Genomic DNA, 22,358 nt, shown 5'->3' with positions numbered 1-22,358 from the left:
ACCGGAGCCTTCGTCGACGCCGCCGCGGCCGGCCTCGACGAGCAGCGGCTACTCGCGTACGAGCGGCTCGCCGCGGTGGAACTCGGCCTCGGCCGGTTCGCCGCGACCGCGCGTGACCTGCGCCCCCTGGTGGCCGAGCATCCGCTGCGGGAGCCGCTGGTGGCCGGGTACCTGCTCGCCCTGGCCGGCTGCGGCCAGCAGGCCGCCGCGCTGCGGATCTACGCCGAGACCCGCCGCCTCCTCGTCGACGAGTTGGGCGTGGAGCCCGGCCCCGAGTTGACCGAGGCCCACCTGCGGGTGCTACGGGGACAGACGCCGGCCGAGCCCGCAGCTGCGGAGCCCGCCGATCCGCCTCCGGCGCAGCTCCCCGGCGCCCCCGCCTGGTTCACCGGCCGCGCGGCGGCGCTGCGGCAACTGGACGCGCTGCTGCCCGCCGAACCGGCGGGCGCCGCCCGGAACGGCGGCCAGGGCGGTCCGGGCCAGGCGTCGTCATCTCCGCGATCGCCGGCACCGCCGGGGTCGGCAAAACCACCCTCGCGGTGCACTGGGCCCACCGGATCGCGCACCGGTACCCGGACGGGCAGCTCTACGTCGACCTGCGCGGGTTCGACCTCGACGGCCGGGCGGTACCGCCGGGCGAGGCGCTGCGCGGCTTCCTGGAGGCGCTGCACGTGCCGCCCCAGCGGGTGCCCACCGACCTGCCCGGGCAGGCCGCCCTGTTCCGGACCCTGCTCGCCGACCGCCGGGTCCTGGTGCTGCTCGACAACGCCCGTGACGACGAGCAGGTGCGGCCCCTGCTACCGGGATCGTCGGGCAGCCTGGTCGTGGTGACCAGCCGCAACCGACTCACCGGCCTGGTGGTCAACGCCGGGGCCCACCCGGTGACGCTGGACCTGCTCCCGCCGGCCGAGGCCCGGGAACTGCTGACCGGTCGGCTCGGTCCCGGACGTGTCAGGCGGGAAGCGGCGGCGCTGGACGAGATCGTGCGCCGCTGCGCCGGCCTACCGCTGGCCCTGGCCGTCGTCGCGGCCCACGCTGTCGGGCAGCCCCAGGTGCCGCTGGCGGCGCTCGCCAGCGAGCTGCGGGACGCCAACCCGGACCGGCTCACCGCATTGACCACCGGCGACCCCACTACCGACGTGCGGGCGGTCTTCTCCTGGTCGTACCGGGCGTTGGACGCCGACTCGGCCCGGTTGTTCCGGCTGCTCGGACTGCACCCCGGGCCCGACGCCGGACGGGCCGCGGTGGCCAGCCTCGCCGGTCTGCCGCCGGCCCGGGTCGGCCCGCTGCTGGCCGGCCTCACCCGGGCGAACCTGCTCACCGAGCGCACCCCCGGCCGGTACGCGATGCACGACCTGCTCCGCGCGTACGCCTCGGAGCTGTGTCACGGCGTCGACCCCGAGGCCGAGCGGAACGCGGCCCGACGTCGCCTGTTCGACCACTACCTGCACGCCTCGCACGCGGCGGACCACCTGCTCGACCCGTACCGGTTGGCGCGGCCGGCCGCGCTGCCGCCGCCCGAGCCCGGGGTGACGGTGGGCGACCGCCCGGAGCACGCGTGGGCCACCGGGTGGTTCGCCGCCGAGCACCACGTCCTGCTGGCGTGTGTGGAGCAGGCAGCGGGCAGCGGCCTGGACCGGCACTCATGGACGCTGGCGGCGGCCCTCACCACGTACCTCGACCGCAGCGGGCACTGGCCGGAGCTGGCCGCCGCGCAGCGGACCGCCCTGGCGGCGGCGCTGCGCCGGGGTGACCTGGCCGGTCAGGCCCTGGCACACCGGGGCCTCGCCATCGCCTGCACCTGGTCGGGCGAGCACGAGGCGGCGCACCGGCACTACCGACGCGACCTGGAGCTGTACCGCGAGTTGGGCGACGACACCGGACGGGCGCACACGCACCTCGGCGTGAGCTGGGTGCTCGCACGGCAGGGTCGGCTGCGGGCGGCTCTCGACGAGACCCGGCTGGCCCTCGACCTGTACCGGTCCGCCGGCTACCGGGTCGGGCAGGCCAAGGCACTCAACAACCTGGGTTGGATGCACGCCAGGCTGGGCGAGCCAGAGCCGGCGCTGCACTGCTGCCAGGCAGCCCTGCGGCTGCACGAGGAGACTGGCGACCGGCACGGCGCGGCACTGACCTGGGACAGCCTCGGCTATGTCCGGCACGGCCTCGGTGACCACGACCGGGCTGCGGACTGCTACCGGCGGGCGCTGGCGCTGCACCGGGAACTCGGCGACCGGTACGACGAGGCGGAGGTGCTGGACAACCTCGGCGACAGCCTGCGGGCCGCCGGTAACCTCGACGCCGCGCGGCGGGCGTGGCGGGAGGCGCTGACGATCTTCGACGAGCTGCGGCATCCGGACGCCGACCGCCCCAGGGTCAAGCTGGCCGCCCAGGCCGTCCCGGCCGGGTCAGCTGGCGGCGGCGAGCTCTAGGTGACGAGGTACGACACGCAGACTCACGACCGTCACCGCCATGGCGGCCTACCGCGCCGGTCGGGCTAGCGTCGCCGCGGCACCGTGTCGAGCTCAGTGATGGCCTGATGGGCCTGCGTGGGGCTGATGAACAGATGGGCACGCATACCGATCGCCTCGGCAGCTTGGATGTTCTCCACGCGGTCGTCGATGAACAGGATGCGTCCGGGTGCGAGGTCGAGGGCCCGGCAGCACCACCGATACGCGTCTGGCTCGGGCTTCACGTGGCTGGTGCGGCAGGAGAAGGCGACGACATCGAAGTGCCTCAACCAGCGGTGGTGCCTCTCGTAGTGCGCAGCTAGTTCTTCCGGGATGTTCGACAACAACGCGAGTCGCCGTCCCGATGCGGCCGCCCGTTCGACCACCGCGACCATGTCGTCGTCGACGACGCTCCAGCTCGCGACGTCCGCGGCGATGAGGCGGTTGATCTGACGGTCGTCGACGGTGCTGCCGAGGGCCGTCGCCACCTGGCGCCAGTAGCCGAAGGCGGTCACCTCGCCACGGTCATAGGGCGTGCGCAGCGCCCAGTAGGTTGCCCAGAACGCGGGGGCGGGGACGCCCGCCGTGGCGCGCAGCACCTCCCGGGCGGATGGGGACTGTTGGCGAGCGATGACGCCGAACAGGTCGAAGAGCACCGTGTCCGCCATCGGGTCACACCCTCCGCACCACGACGCCGGCGGCGCTCAGCGCGTCAGCCTCGTCATCGGGAGCGTCGTCGCCGGTCACGACGACGTGCAGCGCGGACGCTGGCGCGACGAAGGCGAGGGCGGTACGGGAGAGCTTTGCCGCCTCGGTGACCGCGATGACGCGGTGGGCCGAGGCCATTGCGGCGCGCTTGATGGCAGCGTCGGCCAGGTCATACGCGGTCAGACCGTTCGACGCGTTGAGGCCGCAGCAGCCGATGACAGCGGTGTCGAAGCGCAGCGCGGCGAGCGACGCCTCGGTCAGCGGGCCGGTGAGCGCCAGTTCGCCGGGGCGCGGTTCCCCGCCGGGCAGGAGCAGTCTCAGTCGGGGTGCGCCGACCAGCGCGTTGGCCGCGTGCAGGGACAGCGGCATCACGGTCAGGCGGCGATGGGTCAGGGCCCGGGCCACCCCAAGGCAGGTGGTGCCGCTGTCGATCACGACCGCCTCACCGTCGGCGATCATGTCGGCTACCGCTGTGGCGATGCGCTGCTTCTCCTGCAGGCCGTCATGCTCGCGAAGCGCGAACGGGGGTTCCTCGCCGCGCAGCAGCAGGCTTCGGGCTCCGCCGCGGTAACGCTCGAGGAGGCCCTGTTCGGCCAGGATCTCCAGGTCTCTGCGAATCGTCATCTCCGAGGTGCTGGTCAGTTCCGCCAGCTCCACCACGCTGCGCTGCCCGGTCTGCCGTACGGCGTCGATGATCTGTCGGTGTCGGTCCACGCTCGCCATGAACCTATCGAACACCAGACGCGTTCGAGTTACAACATTTCAAACACGAAACCTGTTTGATACGTTCGGAAGCATGACGAGATCCTTGCGACGCGCTCGGCTGGCGACCTTCGCGTACTTCGCCCTCAACGGTTTCGTGCTGGGCGTCTGGATCGTCCATATTCCCGCGATCGAACACCAGGTCGGAATCAGTCACGCCGTGCTCGGGTGGCTCCTGCTGCTCCTCGGCGCGGCGCATTCGCCGGGATGCAACTGGTCGGGCCGCTCACCGACCGGTTCGGCGCCCGTAGGGTCGTACCGTTGAGCGCGGCACTGTGCAGCGCGGCGCTCATCCTGCCCGCGCTCGCCGGGAACAGGTGGACGCTGGGCGGGGCCCTGCTGGTGTTCGGCATCGGCAACGGCAGCCTGGACGTCAGCATGAACACCCACGCGGTGAGGGTCGAAGCCGAATACAAACGCCCGATCATGTCTGCGTTCCACGCCGTGTTCTCCATCGGCGGGGTCCTCGCCGCGCTGGTCGGCGCCCGTACTCTCGGTTGGGGTTGGAGCACGGCGGCCACCCTGACCGCGGTCAGCCTCCTCGCCCTCGCCGTCGCCGCAGCCGTCGCGCCCGCGCTGCTACCGCAATCAGGAGCCGCCAGCACACCGAAACGCTCCCCCGCCGAGGCCACCACCCGGCGCACCACACCCTTGCGCATCTGGGCGCTCGCCGCGCTCGCCCTGATGCTGATGCTCAGCGAAGGAGTGGCCAACGATTGGAGCGCTCTGGCCATGCGCGAGGTGCTCGACGCGCCCGCCGCCACCGCCGCCCTCGCCTACGGCGCCTTCGCCGCCGCTATGACGATCGGGCGTTTCCTCACCGACCGGGTCGCCGCACGCTTCGGCCCCGTCGCGATCGTCCGCTACGGATCGGCGCTGGCCGCACTCGCACTGACGATGATCGTGTTCTCACCGTCGATCCCGCTGACTATCGCCGGATGGGTGCTGTTCGGTATGGGACTGTCCGGCAGCGTTCCGCAACTGTTCAGCGCGGCCGGCCATGCCAACCCCGACGCCGCCGGGGCCAACGTCTCCCGCGTCGCCGGACTCGGCTACCTCGGCGTGCTCGCCGGACCCGCCATCATCGGACCCCTCACCCACCTCATGCCGCTGAACCACACGTTCCTTCTGCCGGTGGCCTTCTGCGTAATCGCTTCCCTCACCGCCCACGTCCTTCGATCCGAGGCAGACCCGCGCGACCCGGTGAAGACCCCACGCGCCCTCGCGGAGCACATCTGACTACGCCGAGCTGGGTGCAGACGCGCACCGTTGCTCCCAGCCGTCGTACGCCGGACGCAGGTCCGACAGCACCGGGTCGGTCTGCCAGCGAATGCCGGCCATGCGGTCGGCGAAACCATCTCGCCGACTTGCCGCGGGCCAGCGAGATGGTGACGACGGCCATCCGCACTCCCACTCCGTGGCCTGACCCGCTCACAGATCCATCGCGTAGACCCGGACCTGACGTCCGGTGTCCGGCTGCACTGCCTCGCGTTCCAGCGTCATGCCCAGTTTGACCATCACCCGCGCCGACGCCTCGTTGCCGACAACGTGGATGCTGACCAGTCGCCGCAGTCCGAGCTCGGCACGAGCGTGGGCGACAACGGCCCGGGCCGCCTCGGTGGCCAGACCCCGGCCCCAGTGCGCGCGGCCGAGCCGCCAGCCGATCTCCACTGCCGGCATGATCTCGGGCAGGAAGGTTGGCACCGCCAGCCCGGTGAAACCGGCCAGCTCGCCGGTCTCCTTGATCTCCACCGCGTACAGGCCGAAGCCGCGCTCATCCCAGTGCCGCTGATAGGTGGCCAGGCGCTCCGCGGTCGCGGCCCGGTCCAGGATGCGACCGTGATGGATGTACCGCATGACCTCGGGCTGTGCGTTCACCGCGGCGAAGCCGTCCAGATCGTTACTCCGCCAGCGGCGCAGCAGCAGGCGCGGAGTCTCCAGGGACGTGGCAGCAAGGGAACCGTCTCTGTCGGGCACGCCCCTTCGTAGCATTCCGGCACGCACAGGGCGATTGTTTATAACGCCGGAGCCCAGCCGTGGGTGACCCTTGGCATCAGCCGTCCCGCCACGAGACGCGCCGTTGTCGGCGACGTCGCGAGGGCTTCGGTCCGGGTCGGGTCACCCGGCCGGCTCGGCCGGGAGCTGATGGCGGCGGATCAGCCGCTGCCCGATGAAGGTCCGCCAGACCCGGTCGGCGACCGCCGGTTCGACGATCCACAGCCGACGCTGCGCCTCGGCGAGGGTGAGCGGCGCGGTGAAGAGATCCAGGAACAGCCGGCTGCTGCGGTTGAGCGCGAACACCAGGCCGTCGGTCCGGCGGAACAGGTGCCGGTCCGCCGGCAGCTCGCCGGGGACGCCGTCCTGTTCGTCCGAGCGGATCCGCCGGTACGCCTCCCAGACCTGCTCGTCGTCACGGTCGACGAAGGTGCCGTTGGCGAGGAACTGGGTCTGGTCGTCGGTGTCGTGGCGGACCCGGTCGTGGGCGAGCACGCCACGCACGGCGGTGCCGTAGCGGTCGTGGTAGAAGAACGTGTGCGGGGTGTCCGTGCTGCCCAGCCACGGCCGGTGGAAGTGCCCCGGGTTGAGGTTGGCCTTGGCCTGGGCGACCTCGGCCTGCGCCGCCTCGGTCACCGGCTCGTCGTACTGGAGCATCCGGACGATGTCGGAGCCCTCCACCGGGCGCACGTTGGTGATGCCGAACCGCTCCGGCTCCTTCGCGACGATGGCGCCCGGGGTCAGCATGAAGTCGCCGAGCCCGCCGAGGGTCCACAGGTCCGGGTTGTCCCGCAGGAACGTGACGCTGTCCAGCGCCTCCTCACGGGTCTCGGTGGGAAAACCGGTGAAACCCATCATCTGTACGCCGATGTTGGCCTTGGTCATCGCGGTCATGGTGCGCCGCACCTGTTCGGGCTTGGTGCCCTTGTCGATCAGGTCGAGGATGCGCTGGTTGGCGGACTCGAAGCCGACCGAGACGGCCACGCAGCCACTGCGCCGCAACAGCTCGCAGCGCTCGTCGGACCAGTACTTCTCCAGCCGGATCTCGGCGCCCCAGCGGAAGTCCAGACCCTGCTCGACGGCCCGCTCGGCGAAGCGCAGAATGGTCGCGGGGGCGAGCACGTCCACCGAGAAGTAGATGAACTTGGCGAACTTCGACAGCTCGGTGACGTCGGCGATCATGTTGTCCACCGTGTCCTGCCGCCACGGGCTGGTGGGGCCGTCGGTGTTCAGGCCGTAGTCGCAGAACGTGCACTTGTTCCAGTAGCAGCCCCGGGTCGGCGAGTAGTAGACGAACTTCTCCGGGCTGAGGTAGAGATCCCAGGGCAGGTCGGAGAAGTCCGGGACCGGCACCTGCGCCAGGCGTTCGTAGCGCAGCGGCAGCTGCCGCTGGCGGCCGTACTTCGGGTGCAGGCGGACGTTGGGATGCCCGGCCGGCAGGGTGCCGGTCTCCACCGCGTCCAGGATCTCGGTGTACGCGCTCTCCCCCTCGCCGACCACTATCGCGTCGAAGTCGGCAAGCACCTGGAAGACGTACTCGGGCTTGCTGGCGCACTTCCAGACGTCGGAGATCTCCGTGCCGCCGGCGATCAGGAAGACGTCCGGGCAGGCCCGCCGGACGAGCCGGGCGATCCAGAGCGCGAACGGCAGTTGCCACTGATAGGTGGCGCTGATGCCGATCACCTGGTGCCCGCCGGCGGCGAGCCGCGGGATCAGCACGTCCTCGTAGTACGGCTGGAAGGGCCGGTTCAGCCGGTCGAGCAGCGCCTCGTCGGTGAGCGCGGCCACCGAGCCGATCGAGATCATCGGCGGTGGGTGCAGCCGGAAGCCGGCGTGGAACTGCCCGGGGAACCCGACCGCGCCGAGCGCGTCCATCCAGGAGATCACGCCCTCGACGGCGTCCTGGTAGTGCCGGTAGTCGTAGAACAGGGTCGGATCCTGCAACACCCCGATCGACCGGCGCAGCCGCTCCGGGTCGGGCTCGGGCAGGTTGAGCAGGTTCGCCCGGGCCATCAGCGCGTCCGGGCCGGTGAGGTCGTCGGTCGAGAGCCGGGACAGCTCCCCGCGCAGCCACTCGTACGCGGACGGGGTGTACGAGTGGTGGAACGCCTCGATGTTCGCGTCGATGATCTCCGCCGGTCGGTGCCCCTGCGCCCGGGCGTACGAGTCGAGGTAGTTCAGGGAGTGGTATCCCGAGGTGGGATCGGTCAGCGGGGGGTAGATCAGTGCCGCCTTGACGGTGCCGCTCATCGACTCCTCCTCAGCCGACCCGGGCCGCTGAACCGGCCAGGGTTTCCTCCGGCGCACGCTGCGCCACCTCCGGCAGCCGCGGGGCGCCGAACGTCTTGAGGTACGCCACCAGCGGTTCGGCGGCGTACCGGAATGCCATCAGGTCGACGAAGCCCCGGTCCCACGCCGCCGCCTCCAACCCGTCGGTGTCGCAGCCCCACAGCGCGGCGAAGCACGCGTCGACGACCTCGGTGCGGAAGTGCAGCCGACCATTCGGGCGACGCTGCCCGGTGGTCCGGGGGAGGGTGTCGTTCAGCGCCGCGGCGGCGGCCGCGACCTGCCGCGCCGCATCGAGCAGCGCGGGCGTACGCAGCGGTGCGGCGACCATCCACAGCGCCAGGCTGCGGTGCGGGGTGGTACCGAACGCCCGCACCAACATCCGCAGCAGCGCCTCGCGGTCGTCGAGGTCCCGTTCCCGGTCGGTCAGCCAGTCCCACCCGCTGGCTGGGGCCGCGGTCAGTCCCCGCCCGCCGGCCACCTGGTGGGCGCGCTCCTCGACCGCCGGGTCGGCGATGTCGACCCCGGCCAGCCCGGCCAGCACCGCCCGTCGGTGCCAGGCCGGCTCCTCGGGATGCAGCAGCATCAGCACCGCGGCGGTCTCCCGGTCGCTGACCCACTGCCCGCCGACCGACTCTCCGGCGAACCGGGCCCGCCAACTGTCGAGGAAGCGGGTGTGCAGGTTGTCGATCGGCTGGTCGCCGTCGTGCGCCGGGCACAGCTCGGGCGCGTTCTCCGCCGCCATCGACAGCAGCAGCCGCGCGTCGGCGCTCTTGGCGTCCCGGGGGTCGCGCCGGTGCCAGCTCACGAACCGGTCCACCACGGCCGCCAGCTCGGGTGGCGCGGTGCGCTCCAACGCCCGGTACGACCGCCGCCGGAAGGGCAGCTCCCGGGCGATGTCCAGCAGCAGGGCGGCCTCGGCGTCGCTGAGCACTTCGGCGGCGACGGCACGGCGCACCTCGACCCTGATGTTCACCAGCGGCTCGCTCAGCGTGCGGTGGCCCTCCTCGGCGGGCCCGTGCACCACCGCCACCTCGTCGTCGCCGGTGACGACGCCGTCGCGGTAGAGCTGGAACACCTCGCCCACGCCCCGCATCCCGAACTGCCACAGCTCGGCGGCGCGCAGCGCGCCCATGCTGGCGGCGCCCGCCACTGTCACCCCACGGTCGAGCAGGTCGAGGATCTCCCGGTGGCGGACCGGCGGGTGTTGCAGGAAGAAGCCGTCGATGATGAGGACCCGGTCGCCGGGGACGACGTCCAGGCGGAGCAGGTCGCCGTGCGCGACGGGTGGCAGCACCAGCGCGTCGGGCAGCAACCGGCAGACCTTGTGGACCGGCAGGCTCGGGCCGATGAAGACGACGTCAGTCACGGGGCACTCCCGGTCGGGTACTCAGGGCCCGCTCGTCGAACATCCGCAGGCCGGGGGCGAACACCTTGCTCACCGGAATGCCGACGTCGTCGTGCGTCAGGTCGACGCTGAACGGCTCGACGCCGGTGATTCGGCGCACCCGCGAGGCCAGCTCGCGCAGCACCTCGGTCACGCCCCCCGCCGGCGGGAGGTCCCGGCGGACCGGCCGGACGGGCCGGTCGACGGTGGGCGGTGGCACCGGCGGCGCGCCGACGTCGTGGTACGCGGTGGCGTCGATGTCGTCGCGGGCCCCGGAGACCATGACCAGCCGGGACTGGGCGGCCTCGGACATGGCCCGGCCGACGGCGATCTGCGGGTCCACGTGGCAGCCGAAGCCGCCGAAGGTGACCGGCAGGTCCGGCGACCAGATCGAGGCGGCGTAGCAGGGCACGCCGATGGCGTTGGTGATGTCGCAGACCTCCACCCAGCAGCCCGCGCTCAGCAGCGCGTCGTGCACTGTGCGGGTCATCGCGTTCGTTGCGGTGCCCGGGTCGGCGTAGACGCGTTCGGCCAGCGGCGAGGTGCAGTACGGCGCGATGCAGTCGCGTTCGACGACCTCCAGCAGGGCGTGCAGGCTGGCCTCGGCGAAGGTGTTTCCGGTGGCCAGCCCGTTGCTGCTGGGGGTGAACAGGGCGCGGTCCCAACCCCGTCGGACGGTGAAGTCGAGTTCGATGGTGGCGCGGGGCACCAGGCAGGCCGCACCGGTCACCAGCCCACGGCCGGCCACCCAGTCGAGTTCGACGGCGGGGGTCAGGGGCGACCGCTCCGCCAGGTGCAGCCACCGGACGTCGTAGGGCAGGTCGAGCGCCGCGGCCGGGGACCGGACGACGGTCCCCGGCCGAAGGTTCTCGGCATGCCAGGACTCGATGCTCTCCATCACCGCGCTGACCCGGGACTGCGTCGCGGTGGCGCCGGTGCCGACGCTCACCGCCATGGTGGCTCCGACCGGCCGGTAGGCGACGTGCACCGGTAGGCCGATCTCGTCGAGCCGGGTGATGTCGGCGACCCGGGTGATCCGGAATCGGTCCAGCATCCCACCGACCCGTGCCCAGGTCTGCTCCACTGTGGCGGTCCGGTAGGTGCCGGACCGGAACGCAATGGTCTCGGTCGTGTCAGTCATCGAGGCTCCCGGCGAGGGGTGGGGGAACTCAGAGGATGAGGACGGCGATGACGTTGACGTTGTTGTCGGCGATCGGGGCGACGCCGCCGGCGACCGTCTCCAACTCGGCCTCGGTCAGCTCGTTGAGGTCGACCAGCGGCACCTCGGGCACGTGCAGCACGTGCAGCCCGGGCGTGCCGGACCAGTCGGCGACGATCTGCTCCTTGGTGTAGAGCGTGGCGGGCTGGGCGCGGTCGACCTCGACAGTGGATCCGGGCTCGACCGGCAGGCCGGCCGCCGTCGCGTAGGCGGTCGGGTCGGCGAGGAGGCGTTGCAGTTCCTCGTCGCTGCGCCATACCGCGGTAACCAGTTCCGAATACTTGGTCACGAACCTCGCGCCGTATTCCTGTCCGTCGTTGCTCATCGTTGGGTCCTCTCCTGGGGAACGCTGCGGGGTGGGCGGTCGATTTCTGTGTGGAGAACGCTAAGAAGATCGAGGTTCGGCAATCAAGGATTTCTCCTGACTGCCATCAGAATCTGCCGCACACGTCACCGGGCGGCAGACATCGGTGTCAGGTGCAGCAGCACGGACAGCAGCAGGCGCAGCTGGAGTCCAGGCCGGCGACGACGCTGTCCAGCTCGTCCTCGGCGAGTTCCGCCGGGGCCACCGGCAGCAGCGACGGCACGAAGAGCACGAAGGTGCTGGTGGTCGCCGCCGACTCCCACGACTCGACCTGCACCTCCAGGTCGGGATCGGTGTCGGCGACGTCCCGGACCACCCGGACCTGCACGTCCTCTGGCAGTTGGAGGCCGAAGCCGGCGAGGAACGCGCGCGGGTCGCGGTCGAGCGCCTGCTCCTTGACCGGGTCGGCCCAGACCTCGGCGACCAGCCGGCTGTAGGCGGCCACGAAGACCGCTCGATCGACAGGTGTCACACCAGTGCTCCCTTCGATGGTCGGCCGCCGGCGGCGACACCGCGGCGGCGACCGGCAGCGCGGGATTTCGGGCCGCCGGTTTCGCTTCATCGTGGGCCACCGGCCGATCCGGTCCGCGTCACGCGCGGGAATTTCATCGAATGTGGCCGCGAAAAGGTCGCGCTGCGGCGAAAGCCGGGTAATTGGGAATCAGCGGCGTGCGACGGATTGCGATTCTAGAGATTGTCTCCACTGTGAACAAGTAGTAATTCCTCGCCTGTTACGCACCGGGTGCGCCACCTACGCTGCGATCAACGGACCGACCGCCGTGACAACGGTTCGACGGGTGCCGTGTTCCGCCACCGAGTGCTGCCGGAGGCCACCGTGACCATTGACGAGGTGACGACGACGCCCAGCGGACCGGCCGGGTACAGCGTGGAGCAACTCGCCCGCAAGGTCGGGATGTCGCCTCGCAACATCCGCGCCCACCAGGCTCGGCGGCTGCTGCCCCCGCCGGTGCGGCACGGCCGGGCGGCACTCTACGACGACTCTCACGTCCGTCGGCTGGACACGATCCTCGCCCTGCAACGGCAGGGCTTCAACCTGGTCTCCATCGAGGCGATGCTCGGCGTCCGGGCCGGTGACGAGGCACCCGACGGACTGACCGCGATGCTGCAACGGCTGACCGCCGACCGTCCCGCGCTGGCCCACGCGCTGACCCGGCACGGCGTGATCGGACGGACCACCGACGGCACCGTCCGCACCGTGCGGCCACGCCCGCTGCGCGCCGCCCTGGAGCTGCATCGGGTCCGGGTGGGCACGGTGCCGGCGCTACAGACCCTCAGTGAGGTGCTGGACAGCCTCCGGCCGGTCGCCGACGAACTGGTCGCCGCCGTCACCGCCCGGCTGCTGGCCCTCGCGCCGGAGCTGGTACGCAGCGGCGCCGGGGCGTCCTGGGCCGACCTGGACCGAGAGACCCTGCTGCTGACCCAGGGTGTGGTCAACGTGCTCACCGAGGCGTTCCGGCTCGCCGCGGAGAACCAGGCCGAGACGCACGTCGCGGAGCTGCTGGAGAACCACCTCGACACCGATGTGTGCCTGGAGGACGGGGCAGTCATCGACAACGGCTGACCGGGCAGGTCAGCCTGTCGCGGGCTGCCCGTCCGGCTGCCGGCGCTGCACCACCTCGTCGGACCGGTCGGCTCGGTCAGCAGCTGCCGCCGCGCCAACCTGTGGAACAGCCCCTCGGGTTGGTCCATCAACTCGTCGTAGCTGCCCCGCTGGACTATCCGCCCCGCCTCGAGGACCACTATGGTGTCCGCCGCACGGACCGTGGACAGCCGGTGGGCGATGACGATCCGGGTCGCGGCCAGGGCGGCGGTACTGCGGGTGACCACCTCCTGGGTGCGGTTGTCGAGGGCGCTGGTCGCCTCGTCGAGGAAGATGATCCGGGGCCGGGGAGCCAGCGCGCGAGCGATCAGCACCCGCTGGCGCTGCCCGACGGAGAGCGTCCCGCCGCCGAAGGGCACCATCGTGCTCATCCCCATCGGTAGCGCCTCCAGATCGTCGGCGAGGCCGGCCATCCGCGCCGCCTCCCAGACCTGGTCCAGCGGAAAACTGTTGGCGCCACAGATGTTGTCCCGTACCGAGCCGGCGAAGAGCTGACCGTCCTGCAGGACCACCCCGCACTGCCGGCGGATCGCGTGCACGTCGAGTTCGGACAGGTCCTGGCCGTCGTAGAGCACCGCACCCTGCTGCTGGCGTTCGAAACCGAGCAGTAACCGCAGCAGGGTGGACTTGCCGCAGCCGCTCGGCCCGACGACGGCGACGAACTCACCCGGGCGGACGTGCAGGTCGATGTCGACGAGCACCGGCGGCTCGTCCGGCTGGTACGCGAAGGTGAGCCGGTGCAGCGCGATCTCGCCGCGCAACTCGCCGGGGTCCACCCGGTCCGGCCGCGCCTCGGGGTCGCGCGCAGGATGTCCCGCAGGCTGCCCAGCCGGGGCACTGCCGCGATCACCTCCACCCCGGCCGACACCAGCACCAGCAGCGCGCCGAGCAGCATCGCGAAGCCGATGTTGAGGATGAAGAAGTCAGCCGGCGGGACCCGGCCGGCGAGCGGTCCCATCAGCACGCCGAACAGCACCAGTTGACCGGCGACCGGCAGCACGGTGGCGAAGGCAACCAGGCCCGCCTGGCTCTGCCGGACCCGTTGCAGCGCCGCCCGGGCCGCCGCCGCCACCTCCGACCAGCGAGCATGCGCCCGGGCTTCGGCCGCCGCCACCTTGATCTTGACAATGCCGCCGAGCAACTGGTTGGTCATCGCCGCCGCCCGGTGCTCCGCCGGCAGCGCGGCGCGTTGCTGACGGACGATCAGCACGGCAATCGCGCCGAAGGTCAGCAGCGTGACGGCGACGATCCCGGCCCCCCAGAGCCCGAGCACGGGTTCGACCACCAGGAGCATGCCGAGGGTCACCGCGACGGTCGCGCCCGCCGAGACGAGCTGTGGCAGCAGCGCGCTCAGCGCCTCACCGACGAACGAGATGCCCAGCATCGAGTTGGCGATCTCACCGCTGCTGCGACCGCTGAAGAACCGGGCCGGCAGGCGCAGCAGCCGGTCGAAGATCGCCAACTGCGCGCCGGACTGCAACCGGCCGTCCAGCCGCAGCAGCCGTAGGTTCTGCACCACCCCGACCAGCCCGGCGACCACCGCGGCGCTGAGCATCAGCGCGAGGAAACCGAACAGGCCGGTCACCTCGCCCCGCCGGGCCAACTGGCCGAGCACCTCGCCGGTGGCCAGCGGCACACCCAGGCCGAGCAGCGCCACGCAGGCGGCGGCGAACAGCAGGCCCCGCACGTCACCGCCCGCGCCGAGCAGCCCGGCCCGCAGCAGGTGACGCATCCGGGCGGTGGGCGGTAGCGGCGCCTGCACCTGAATCGCCTCGGCGGCGAACGTCGCGGCCACCGTCGCGTCGATCGGGCCGTACACCCGGGTGTCCGGGTCGACCTGGTGGTAGCGACCCCGACGGAACACCAACGGCACCGCGAGCGCGCGCTCCGGATCGTCGCCGGCCCGCCACCCCACCAGCGGCCCCAGGTCCCGCCGCCACCACCGGTGTGGCAGTCGCACCTCACGGAGGAACAGGCTGGACGCTCGGGACACCGCACGCACCGCCGCGCGGTCGCCCAGCGGCGCGCGGCTGCGGTCGGCCGGCTCGTTGACCGGGTTACCCATCCCCTCGGTGACCACCCGGAGCACCGAGGCCGCCCGCCCGTACCTGTCGAAGCCGACCTCGGTCTCCGGCACCTGGACCGCGCCGCCCGCGCCGATCACCCCGATCGACCGGCGGGCCGCCGCGGCGAGCACCGCCGCGTCCACCTGCCGGCGCCTGCGCACGGCGTTCAGCACTGCCGCGTCGGTCTCCTCGATCCGACTCTCCACGATGCGCAGCAGTCGGGCCACGTGTTGGTCGACCGCCGACCGGAGCTGACCGGCGACCAGCAGGTCCCAGCTGCCGTGGCTCTCCACCGCGCAGGCCGATTCGGCCACCACCCAGTCGCGCTCGGCGATCAGCAGCAGCTCCCGCTCCCCCGACATCTCCACCGGACCGCCGTCGTTGCGGCGCAGCTGACCACCGGCGCTCCGCAGCCACCAGGCACCCCCGGTGGAGGTCAAGGTGCTGCCCTGCGCCAGTGAGACGATCTCGCGCCCGCTCAGCGTGGACGCCTCCCGGGGCGCCTGCCCGTGGCGCAGCGCGTCGGCGATGGTGACCAGCACCAGGTCCATCGCCGCGACCAGCTCCGTCGCCGCGGCCCGCGCCCGCGCCGACGGCCCCTCGTCGGCCGGGCGGCCGAGCCGGACGTGCCGCTCCAGCACTGACAGCTGCCGCTGGGGCAGCCCCCGCAGCTCCGTGCCGGGCAGCGGCACCAGGATCAACTGCCAGGCGCCGATCGCGGTGGACGTCGGCACCAGGCCACCCGCCGGCAGCCGCGCCACGTGGTGACGGCGCGACGGGCTCATCCCGGCCCGGCGCACCGCGAACAGGTCCGCCTCGCCGCCGGTCACCAGCCAGCCGGCCACCGGGCCGTCCAGCCGACAGACCTCACGTACCCCGTCGGCGCAGAAACCGGTCAGGCCGCCGGCCGGGGGCTCCGCCACCGCGCCACTCATCAGCGTCTCCTCGGATCGTCGTGGTCACTGGTCCCGGACCAGGCGTGCGTACGCCCCGTCCCGGGCGACCAGTTGCTCGTGGGTGCCGCGCTCCACCTCCCGACCGCCGTCCAGCACGACGATCAGGTCGCAGTCACGGACCGTGGACAGCCGGTGGGCCACGATCAGGCAGGTCGCCCCCCGCCGGCGCAGATGCCTGTCGATCCGGCGTTCGGTCTCCGCGTCCAGCGCGCTGGTGGCCTCGTCCAGCACCAGCACCCGGGGGTTGCGGACCAACGCGCGGGCGATCTCCAGCCGCTGCCGCTGTCCGCCGGAGAAGTTGCGGGCGTTCTCCCGTACCGGACTGGCCAGGCCGCCCGGGCGGGCCGCGACCTCCTCGTAGAGGCACGCGTCGGTGAGCGCGGTGACGACGTCCTCGTCCGCGACGGTGAGGTCCCACATGGTGACGTTGTCCCGGATCGTCCCCTCGAACAGCCGCTGGTCCTGGTCCACCATGGCGACAGTGGCCGCCCAGAGGCCGTCGTCGACACCCGGCCGGTCGAGGCCGTCCACTGTGACCCGGCCGGTCCACGGACGGTAGAGCCCGGCGACCAGCCGGCCCACAGTCGACTTGCCACTGCCCGACCGCCCGACGAGCGCCACCCGGGCACCCGGCGGCAGGTCCAGGCTGAAGTTCTCCAGCAGTGGCCGGCCCAGCGGGTTGTAGCCGAAGGTGACCCCTTCGATGCGCAGATGCCCCTCCATCGGCGTCAACTGTCGAGCGGGACGATCCTCGGCCGGCGGCAACGGGTACCGCTCCACGTCACGTAGCCGGTTGAGGTCGGCGCTCATGTCCTGCAACCGCGAGCCCAGCGCGGTCAGGTTGCCCAACGGCCGGTTCATCGCGGCGGCCAGGCTCTGCATGGCGACCAGCACGCCGACGCTCATCGCCTCCGCCACCACCTCCCGGCTGCCCAACCCCAGCAACACCGCGGTGGTCCCGGAGGCGAGGAACGCCGGCAGGACGGAGAGCACCGCGGTGGGCACCCCCAGCCGCTGCTGCCGGGTGGCGACGGTGGCGTGCCGGGCCGCGAACCGGGCCACCGCGCGCTCCTCCTCGCCGCCGGCCTTCACCGTCTCGATCAGCTGGACCGTGGTGTACACGGTGGTCACCAGCTTGCTGCGGTCCGCCTGGAGTCCGGCGACGGCGGTCGACCGGGTCGAGGCGACATAGCGCAGCACGCTGACGTTCAACCCGGCGAGGACCATCGCGCACAGTCCGAGCAGCAGGTCGTACTGGCAGAGCAGCGCCCCGTACGCCAGCACCAGGCCGGTGTCCACCACTGTGGTGGCCGCCCGGCGGGTGAGCACCTCGGCGACCACCTCGTTGCCGCGGACCCGCTGGCCGAGGTCGGCGGCCTGCCGCTGGTCGAAGAAGGCCGGTGGCAGCCGCAGCAGATGTCGGAAGAACCGGGCGGCGCTGGCCAGGGCGAGCGCCGTCTCCGCGCGTACGGTCAGGCGTTGCTGGAGCAGGCTGGCCAGGAAGGTGAGCACGGTGGCCACCGCCACCGCCGCCACCAGGCCGGCGAAAGCGGCCCGATCCTCCTGCAACAGCACCCGGTCGACGAAGACCTGGGCCATCACCGGGACGGTCAGACCGACCAGGGCGATCAGCAGCCCGAGCAGCAGCATCTGCGCGATCGCCGAGCCCGGGCCGCGCCACCGCTGGGCCAGCGCCCGGACCAGCCGGTAACGGGTGCCGCCCGGCTGGAACTGCGGGCCGGGCTGCATGGTGAGCACGACGCCGGTGAACGCCCCGTCGAACTCCTCCCAGCTCACCGCCCGGGGACCGGTGGCCGGATCGTTGATGAACACCTTACGGCCGAGTCCCTCCAGGACCACGAAGTGCTCGAACCGCCAGAACAGCACCGCCGGCAGCGCCACGGTGGCCAGGCCGTCCAGGTCCATCTGGAACCCCTTGGCCACCATCCCGTACCGGCGGGCGCCCTTGAGCACGGTGGCCGCGGTGGAGCCGTCCCGGCTCACCCCGCACACCTGGCGCAACTCCTCCAACGGCACGTGCGACCGTGGTGGGCGAGCAGGATCCCGAGCGCGGCAGCGCCGCACTCCACCGCCTCCATCTGGATCACTGTGGGCGTGCGGACCCGTCGACGCCGGATCCTGGGCAGCTCCGGTACGCCGGTGGCGGCGCTGGTGGCGGCGCTCATCGGCGCAGCAACCAGTCGATCGGGTGCTCCCGGTCCACTGTGAACCAGGCGGTGACCTCGCTCGTCGAGTTGAGCTGGAACGGCGGCGGGGTCTTCGTCCAGCGCAGGCCACCCGGTGCGGCCGGGTCGGGTTGCAGGGCGACCGTCACCCGGATCACGCTGCCGCGGGCGAGCAGCCGCCGAACGTCCGGCCCGGTGCCCAGGAAGGCGCGCAGCGAGGCCTCGGTCTCCGGGAACGCCCCGACCGTGGCGACCTGACCGGCCAGGGTGCCGAACACGTTGCGCGGCGCCGCCGCGGCGGCCACCTCGACAGGCACCCCGGGTTGCAGCAGCGGAGCGGCGACGGCGGGCGCGTAGACGACGGCCTGCAACGCGTCCCCGGCGGTGTCGAGCCGCTCCAGGTCGGCCAGGTGGGTGCCCGGGGTGACGATCTCCCCCTCCGACACCAGCCAGGCCACGACGTACGCGTCACCCGGCGCGTTCTCCACCCGTACCTTGCCGTCCACGCTGCGCAGGCTGTAGAGCGGCGTGCCCTTGGTGACCCGCTGGTGCGGTGCCGCCCAGACCTTGGTGACCTGACCGCTGTCGATCGCGTCGAGGGCGGAGATCCCGTTGGAGTGGATCAGCACCCCGGCCGCCTCGACGGTCCGGGGTACCACTGTGCGTACCGACCAGACGCCCGCGGCGACCACGACGATGACCAGCGCGGTGGTGGCCAGCCAGTTCGGCACGGTGGTCAGCCGGACCGCCCGGTCCAGCTGTTCGGGCGCCTCCAGTTGGCGCAGCGCCTGCCGCCGGAACTTCATGGCCGGCCCTCCGCTGCGGGCGGGCCGGCGGTGCGGCGCGAGCCGAGCAGGAAGTCGGCCACGCTCGGCTCGACCAGCGGATCGAGCCCGGACAGCTCGGCGAAGGCCTGGGAGTCCCCGGCGCCGAGGGCGCACGGCGCCAGCTCCATGGCGGTGGCGACGAGATACATCTGCTGGGTCAGCACACCCGCGTCCTTGAGAATCATGGCGTAGCTCATCCCTTCGTACTTCCACATCAGCCGCTGGACCCGGGCGGTGACCACCAGGACCGTCTGCGGCGGTCGGGGCATGGCGCCGGCCGCCCGGGCGTACGTCAGCAAGCGGTCGGCGGCCGCCCCCCAACCGGCGACCGGCTCCAGCCGGTGCCCGACCGCGTCGTAGTGGTAGAGCCCGGGGTCGAGCCCGGCGCACCGCGCGACCAGCGGGTAGATCTCCAACTCGTAGACCCCCCCGCCGCCCGGGTAGGGCCGATGACCAACCTCCTGCCCGCCGGCCTCGCCCACGGCACTGGTGTGCTGCGAGCGGTACAGGAACTCCGCCAGCCGCTCCAGCGACAGCGGCGCCTCGTCGTCGTGCTCGCGCACGCTGCGTCGCTCCGTGACGACCTGACTGAACGGGGGATCCACCTTGGTGATCGTGGCCAGGTCCGGCAGCGGCAGATCGATCGCACGACCCCCGTCGTACGGCCGGCGCAGCGGTTGTGGCGCGAACCTGTCCCGCATCCGGTAGGTGCCGCCGACCGGCAGCGCGTGCCGGCCGGCCCGGGAGCGGTGGTGCAGCCGCAGCTCCTCGGGCGACCAGTAGGCCAGCGGCGCGTCGTCGCACTCCGCCTCGAACTCGGCGTCGGTGACCAGGATCCGGGCGGTGGTCAACTCGTCGAGCACCCGACCGGCGGCCACCGGCCGCACGCCGAGCGTGCGGGCCACCGTGTCGGCTCCGACGCCCGACACGGCCGCGACCAGCACCGCGCCGAGGGCGACATCGGCGCAGCCGACAGCGAGGGTGGTCAGCGGCGAGGCGGCCACCAGTCTGCCCCGTTCGGGCTGGAGCACGGCGAAGCGGGAGAGTCGGTGTCGCACCCCGGGTGTGTGCAGGCGACTCTCCGGCAGGCTGCCCCGACCCAACCCGGTGGGCACCAGGTCGAGCAGCGCCCGGTCGTCGACCAGGACGCGCCGCTCCAACCAGGAGTGGGCGAGCAACCGGCGCAGCAGCAACTGCGCGGCCAGCACCCGGCTCTCCCCCTCCAGACCGCTGATCAGCCGGCCGACCTCGACGTCGCTGACCCAGTCGGCGGCGAGTTGCAGCAGCAGCGCCCGCCGACTGATGCCCGGTCGCTCCAGGGTGAGCTGGAAGCGGGTCTGCCGCAGGGTCAGTGAGCCGTCGTCGCCGAGCCGCAGCTCCGCGTCGCGGCGCAGCCGGTACGACTCCTGCATCAGCGGGCCGCCGACGGCGCCGCTCACGGCGACCGCCGACCGGCCGGTGCCACCACGGTGGTCATCCCCACACCCCTCCCACGATCCCGGTAGGCCCGGGCCCGTCGGCTAGAAGAAGACGTTCAACGGATTGGCCGACGTCTCGTCGGCGGCCAGCGGACCGCGGCCGAGGCGGGCCGGCACGTCCCACAGCCGGCCGGGACCGAGCCGACGCCAGAAGTGCCGCAGGCCCGGCACCACCACCTTCACCACCGCCAGGTCGACATCCGGACGGGACTGGTCGACCACGATCACCTCAAGACCGGCCAGCTCCGCCCGTCGTACGCAACTCCGCACGTCGTCCCCGACGTCCCCGGTGCTCAGCGTCGGATGGTCCGCCGCGGTGCGGGGCGCCCGGGTGGGGTCCGGGGACAGCCAGGGCTGATCGGCCACCCGCACGGTGCCGAACCAGCGCGCGGTGTCCGGATCGTCGACGCCGTACCGGTTGCGCGCCGAGGTGGGTCCGGGGACGGCGGGCAGGAACTGGTTCACCTCGGTGAGCGCCCGGGTCAACGCGACAGGTGCGTCCAGGTGCGCGCCGAACCCGACCAGGACGTCCTCCGGCCCACCGTCGGCCCGCCGGGACACCGCGGCGTAGGTGGGCACGCCAAGGTCGGCGGTCAGGTCGAGGGCCCACAGCTCACGGCCCAGCGCGGTGGCGTGATGCTCCACGCAGGCGGCGGTCCACGGGTCGGCGAACGAGGTGAGGTCGACCCCGGGCAGCCGGGAGCGGTGGTACCACCACAGGGCCACGCTGTCCCGCTCCACGAGTTCGCAGAAGCCCTGCAGAATCGCCTCGGACAGGTTGCCGCCGGCCGCGCAGCCGTTCGAGTCGGCCGAGCACACCCCGAGCCCGGTCAGCTCCGGATGCCCGTACCAGCAGTACGCGGCGGGCAGCTCGCGCGGCGTCCGGCGGGTCAGCGACCAGCCCGTGGTCCAGTCCAGCTCCACCTCGTCGCCCAGCGCTCGGGGAACCCGGTGCAGGTGGCCCAGGTCGTCGTTGAGCCGGTCCCGGTCGGCGTACTGGTGTTCCGAGAACAGCAGCAGCTCCCGCAGGTGCACCGCACGGTCCGGACCGAGCTGCCGGTAGGTCGCCCGGTGCACCGGACGGTCGCCGCGCCACACCCCGCAGTAGCGCTCCACCGCCTCGCCGATCGCGCTCATCCGGGCCTGTAGGTCGGTCCGGCCCTTGCCGCCGCTCTGCCCGCGCAGATTGCGGCGCAACCCGGCGAGTTGGCGGGGCTGGGCGAAGTTGTGCCCGGCCGAGTAGGTGTGGGTGACGCCGTTGTCGGTCGCCTCCAACGGGGTCAGCCGGCTCACCACGCCCAGGTACCGGCTGACGTGGTGGGCGAGCGCGGCGTACGCCTCGGCGGGCTCCCGGGTGCGGGAGTCCCCGGCCCGGCTGGGCTGGGCCCCGCTCGGTGGCAGGTCGATCCGGGGCTCGGCCTTACCGACGAGGTCCGGATCGCCGCAGGCGGGGCACTGCGGCTGGCGTACCAGCTGGTGGCTCTCGGTGCTCAGGTCCCGGGTGTCCAGGGCGACCAGCCGGCCGGTGAGGCGCGGTGAGACGCCCCGGACGGCGAGCACGGCGAGTTCGGTGGCGAGCAGCCCGGCGGCCATGGTGGCCAGTCCGGGCACTACCGCGCGGCCGGGCTGCGGCAGCGGACCGTCCAGGTCCTGCCCGTCCAGGAAGGCGTTCACCTGGTCGTTCTCCTGCCAGCGTTGCCGCAGGCAGGCCCAGCAGCCGGTGCGACCCGGCACCAGGTGTGGACCGAGGAAGACCACGTTGCCGTGCGGCCGGGCCAGGGTCCACGCGCGACCGGCGGCCAGCTGACGGTCGTTGATCAGCGCGAGCCGGGGATCGAGCATCGACGACGGCAGCACCAGCAGCTGAGCGGTGACCGGGTCGTCGTCCGTCGGGTCCGGTCCGACCACCGTGACGGCGAGCCCGAGTGCGCGCAGCGCGTCGGCGGTCTCCGCCACCCGGGGTGCCCCGAGGTCCACGATGCTGACCGTGCCTCCCGCCATCCAGCGCTGCGCGGCCCCGGGCGGGACGCCCCGGGCGTCCCACCCGGCGGCC

The 22,358-nt window shown here is 72.5% G+C and carries 15 protein-coding genes and 4 pseudogenes; 4 read left to right on the top strand and 15 right to left on the bottom strand.

Features of this window, described 5'->3' with window-relative positions:
• A pseudogene (locus tag JM949_RS39795) lies at nt 1-243 on the top strand (AfsR/SARP family transcriptional regulator); the annotation flags it as partial.
• The gene (locus JM949_RS37310; protein WP_309232220.1) at nt 189-2,432 is read left to right on the top strand and encodes an ATP-binding protein; all 2,244 of its coding nucleotides are present in this window, start codon (nt 189-191) and stop codon (nt 2,430-2,432) included. The pseudogene JM949_RS39795 and the gene JM949_RS37310, both read left to right, overlap by 55 nt.
• A gap of 65 nt (nt 2,433-2,497) precedes the next feature.
• Here the strand turns inward: JM949_RS37310 and JM949_RS18650 are convergent, their stop codons facing one another.
• A complete protein-coding gene (locus JM949_RS18650; RefSeq protein WP_203149704.1) occupies nt 2,498-3,118 on the bottom strand; it encodes an HAD family hydrolase in 621 nt (206 codons plus the stop codon).
• A 4-nt stretch (nt 3,119-3,122) separates the two neighbouring features.
• Nucleotides 3,123-3,881, bottom strand: a complete 759-nt coding sequence (locus JM949_RS18645) for a DeoR/GlpR family DNA-binding transcription regulator (RefSeq protein WP_203149703.1) — start codon at nt 3,879-3,881, stop codon at nt 3,123-3,125.
• 73 nt (nt 3,882-3,954) lie between these two features.
• Between JM949_RS18645 and JM949_RS18640 the strand changes: the two are divergent.
• Nucleotides 3,955-5,159, top strand: a pseudogene (locus JM949_RS18640) (MFS transporter).
• Between the two features lie 192 nt (nt 5,160-5,351).
• Here JM949_RS18640 and JM949_RS18635 read toward each other — a convergent pair.
• The 6 genes from JM949_RS18635 to JM949_RS18610 form a co-directional block, all read right to left on the bottom strand.
• Entirely contained in the window at nt 5,352-5,897 is a 546-nt protein-coding gene (locus JM949_RS18635) for a GNAT family N-acetyltransferase (protein WP_309232219.1), read from the bottom strand.
• Nucleotides 5,898-6,038: 141 nt separating this feature from the next.
• A complete protein-coding gene (locus tag JM949_RS18630; RefSeq protein ID WP_203149702.1) occupies nt 6,039-8,165 on the bottom strand; it encodes a B12-binding domain-containing radical SAM protein in 2,127 nt (708 codons plus the stop codon).
• Between the two features lie 10 nt (nt 8,166-8,175).
• Nucleotides 8,176-9,570, bottom strand: coding sequence for a TfuA-like protein (locus JM949_RS18625; RefSeq protein ID WP_203149701.1), 1,395 nt, complete (start codon nt 9,568-9,570; stop codon nt 8,176-8,178).
• Nucleotides 9,563-10,729 carry a YcaO-like family protein gene (locus JM949_RS18620; protein ID WP_203149700.1) on the bottom strand — a complete coding sequence of 389 codons (1,167 nt, stop codon included), beginning with the start codon at nt 10,727-10,729 and terminating at the stop codon, nt 9,563-9,565. Before JM949_RS18620 ends, JM949_RS18625 begins: the two co-directional genes overlap by 8 nt.
• 28 nt (nt 10,730-10,757) lie before the next feature.
• On the bottom strand, nt 10,758-11,132 hold the full coding sequence (locus JM949_RS18615) for a class IIb bacteriocin, lactobin A/cerein 7B family (protein WP_203149699.1): 375 nt from the start codon (nt 11,130-11,132) through the stop codon (nt 10,758-10,760).
• A gap of 148 nt (nt 11,133-11,280) precedes the next feature.
• Complete coding sequence (locus JM949_RS18610; protein ID WP_203149698.1) at nt 11,281-11,643, bottom strand: hypothetical protein; 363 nt, start codon at nt 11,641-11,643, stop codon at nt 11,281-11,283.
• Between the two features lie 363 nt (nt 11,644-12,006).
• Here JM949_RS18610 and JM949_RS18605 point away from each other — a divergent pair, with 363 nt between their 5' ends.
• The gene (locus tag JM949_RS18605; protein WP_203149697.1) at nt 12,007-12,753 is read left to right on the top strand and encodes a MerR family transcriptional regulator; all 747 of its coding nucleotides are present in this window, start codon (nt 12,007-12,009) and stop codon (nt 12,751-12,753) included.
• Nucleotides 12,754-13,103: 350 nt separating this feature from the next.
• Here JM949_RS18605 and JM949_RS39790 read toward each other — a convergent pair.
• The 7 genes and pseudogenes from JM949_RS39790 to JM949_RS18575 form a co-directional block, all read right to left on the bottom strand.
• Nucleotides 13,104-13,493 (bottom strand): annotated as a pseudogene (locus JM949_RS39790) (ATP-binding cassette domain-containing protein); the annotation flags it as partial.
• A 188-nt stretch (nt 13,494-13,681) separates the two neighbouring features.
• Nucleotides 13,682-14,524: pseudogene (locus JM949_RS39785) on the bottom strand (ABC transporter transmembrane domain-containing protein); the annotation flags it as partial.
• 1,293 nt (nt 14,525-15,817) lie between these two features.
• Entirely contained in the window at nt 15,818-17,818 is a 2,001-nt protein-coding gene (locus tag JM949_RS18595) for an ATP-binding cassette domain-containing protein (protein WP_203149695.1), read from the bottom strand.
• Nucleotides 17,815-18,000, bottom strand: coding sequence for a cysteine peptidase family C39 domain-containing protein (locus tag JM949_RS18590; protein ID WP_203149694.1), 186 nt, complete (start codon nt 17,998-18,000; stop codon nt 17,815-17,817). The genes JM949_RS18595 and JM949_RS18590 overlap by 4 nt, the downstream gene beginning before the upstream one ends.
• Nucleotides 17,997-18,806, bottom strand: coding sequence for an HlyD family efflux transporter periplasmic adaptor subunit (locus tag JM949_RS18585; protein WP_203149693.1), 810 nt, complete (start codon nt 18,804-18,806; stop codon nt 17,997-17,999). The genes JM949_RS18590 and JM949_RS18585 overlap by 4 nt, the downstream gene beginning before the upstream one ends.
• Entirely contained in the window at nt 18,803-20,266 is a 1,464-nt protein-coding gene (locus JM949_RS39210; protein WP_203149692.1) for a SagB/ThcOx family dehydrogenase, read from the bottom strand. The genes JM949_RS18585 and JM949_RS39210 overlap by 4 nt, the downstream gene beginning before the upstream one ends.
• 81 nt (nt 20,267-20,347) lie before the next feature.
• A partial coding sequence (locus JM949_RS18575) for a TOMM precursor leader peptide-binding protein (protein WP_238433431.1) occupies nt 20,348-22,358 on the bottom strand: 2,011 nt, incomplete at its 5' end.

This window comes from Micromonospora tarensis, assembly GCF_016803395.1.
Classification (GTDB): Bacteria; Actinomycetota; Actinomycetes; order Mycobacteriales; family Micromonosporaceae; genus Micromonospora; species Micromonospora tarensis.
The sequence above is the reverse complement of the archived record's forward strand: the minus strand, read 5'-3'. Positions and strand labels throughout refer to the sequence as shown.